At 74.0% G+C, this 2,435-nt stretch carries 2 protein-coding genes; both read left to right on the top strand.

Translation table 11 applies throughout. The features are described from left to right. Positions 1-836, top strand: an 836-nt coding sequence (locus ACFP3U_RS36770) for a beta-ketoacyl reductase (RefSeq protein ID WP_380230131.1), incomplete at its 5' end; no start/stop codon positions are given. Positions 837-940: 104 nt separating this feature from the next. Next, the coding region (locus ACFP3U_RS36775; protein ID WP_417466421.1) for a type I polyketide synthase at positions 941-2,435 on the top strand (1,495 nt) is incomplete at its 3' end.

Raw genomic sequence — 2,435 nt, forward strand, 5'->3', positions numbered from 1 at the left:
CCCTCGCCACCCACCGCACCCACCACGGCCACCCCACCACCTCCTACGCCTGGGGACTCTGGAACACCCAAGGCGGCATGACGGGCACGCTGGCGCAGGCCGACCGGGCCCGGATGGCCCGGATGGGCATCCTCCCGATCGACCCGGAGCTCGGCCTTGAGCTGTTCGACGCGGGTCTGCGGTCGGAGCGGGCCGCGCTCGTGCCGTCGCGGTTCGACCTGGCCGCCCTGCACGACCCGGCGCCGCTGTTCCGCAGCCTGGTGCGCACGCCGGTGCGCCGCGCGGCGGCCTCGGCCGGGGGCGGCACCGCCCCGGCCGCCGGCACCGGCGGCACGGACGCGACCGGCCTGGCCGACCGGCTCGCCGGGCTCGACCACGAGGAGCGCCGGACGGTGCTGCGCCGGCTGGTCCTCGACCACGTGGCCGACGTCCTCGGACACACCGGCACCGACACGCTGGACCCCGAACGCGGCCTGCTCGACCAGGGTCTCGACTCGCTGACCGCCGTCGAACTGCGCAACCGCCTCGGCACGGCGGTCGGACACCGGCTGCCGAGCACGCTGATCTTCGACCACCCGACCGTCCTCGCCCTGGCCGGCTACCTGGACACGGAGGTCCTGCCGGCCCCCGGCCTCGGCCTCGCCGAACTCGACCGCCTGGAGGAGCTGTTGCTCACCCTCCCGACCGACGGGGAGCAGCGCGAGCAGCTGACCCGGCGCCTGCAGGAGGTCCTGACGAAGGCGGGCATCGAGCCGGCCGACGCCACCGGCCGCCTGTTGGAGACCGCGTCCGACGACGAACTCTTCGACTTCATCGACAACGAACTCGGCAGCTGACCGGGCCGCACCGGTTCCACCGCCCCGCCCCTCGGCCCTCGGCGCCCCGTCGCCGGCCGGGATCCAGAACTCCCAGGAATCCAAAGGAAGCAGACGTCACCGTGGTGAATGAAGACAAGCTCCGCGACTATCTCAAGCGCGTGACCGCCGACCTCCAGAGGACCCGGCAGCGCCTGCAGGACGTCGAGGCCAAGGACCGCGAGCCGATCGCGATCGTCGGCATGGCCTGCCGCTACCCGGGCGGCGTGAGCACCCCCGAGGAGCTGTGGGAGCTGGTGGCCGAGGGCCGGGACGCGATCGCCGGCTTCCCGACCGACCGAGGCTGGGGCCCGGACATCTACGACCCGGACCCGGAGAAGGTCGGCACCTCCTACGCCAGGGAGGGCGGATTCCTGCGCGACGCCGCCGGGTTCGACCCGGAGTTCTTCGGTATCTCGCCGAAGGAGGCGCTGTCCATCGACCCGCAGCAGCGCCTGCTGCTGGAGACCGCGTGGGAGGCCGTGGAGCGGGCCGGCATCGACCCGGCGACCCTGCGCGGCAGCCGGACCGGCGTGTTCGCGGGCGTGATGTACAACGACTACGGATCCCGGCTCAACCCGATCCCGGACGGCTTCGAGGGGTACGTCGGCACCGGCAGCGCCGGCAGCATCGCCACCGGCCGAATCTCGTACACCTTCGGTTTCGAGGGCCCGGCGGTGACGGTGGACACCGCCTGCTCGTCCTCCCTGGTCGCCCTGCACCTGGCCGCCCGCGCGCTGCGCAACGGCGAGTGCTCGCTGGCGCTGGCCGGCGGCGTCACGGTGCTCTCCACCCCGAGCCTCTTCGTGGAGTTCAGCCGGCAGCGCGGGCTGTCGGCGGACGGCCGCTGCAAGGCCTTCGCGGCGGCCGCCGACGGCACAGGCTGGGGCGAGGGCGTCGGCCTGCTGCTTCTGGAGCGGCTCTCCGACGCGCAGCGCAACGGCCACCGGATCCTCGCCGTGGTCCGCGGCTCCGCGATCAACCAGGACGGCACCAGCAGCCAGCTCACCGCCCCCAACGGCCCGTCCCAGCAGCGCGTCATCCAGCAGGCGCTCTCCGACGCCGGGCTCAGCGCGGCGGACGTGGACGCGGTGGAGGCCCACGGCACCGGCACTCGGCTCGGCGACCCGATCGAGGCGCAGGCCCTGCTGGCCACCTACGGCCGCGGCCGGGACGGCGAACGGCCGCTCTGGCTGGGCTCGTTGAAGTCCAACATCGGCCACGCCCAGGCGGCGGCGGGCGTGGGCGGCGTGATCAAGATGGTCATGGCGATGCGCCACGGCGAGCTGCCGCGCACGCTGCACGTCGACGAGCCGACGCCCCAGGTGGACTGGTCGGCGGGTGCCGTGGAGCTGTTGACGGAGTCCCGGCCGTGGGAGGCGGACGGGGAGCGGCGGCGGCGGGCGGGTGTGTCCTCGTTCGGCATCAGCGGGACCAACGCGCACGTGATCCTGGAGGAGCCGCCGGCGGCCGAAGCCGTCGAGCCAGCCGCCGCCGAGGTCGGGCACGGGTCCGAACTGCCGGTGATGTGGGCGCTGTCGGCGAAGACCGAGGACGCGCTGCGCGACCAGGCACGCCGAC

The sequence above is a fragment of the Kitasatospora misakiensis genome (assembly GCF_042656005.1).
GTDB classification, from domain to species: Bacteria; Actinomycetota; Actinomycetes; order Streptomycetales; family Streptomycetaceae; genus Kitasatospora; species Kitasatospora misakiensis.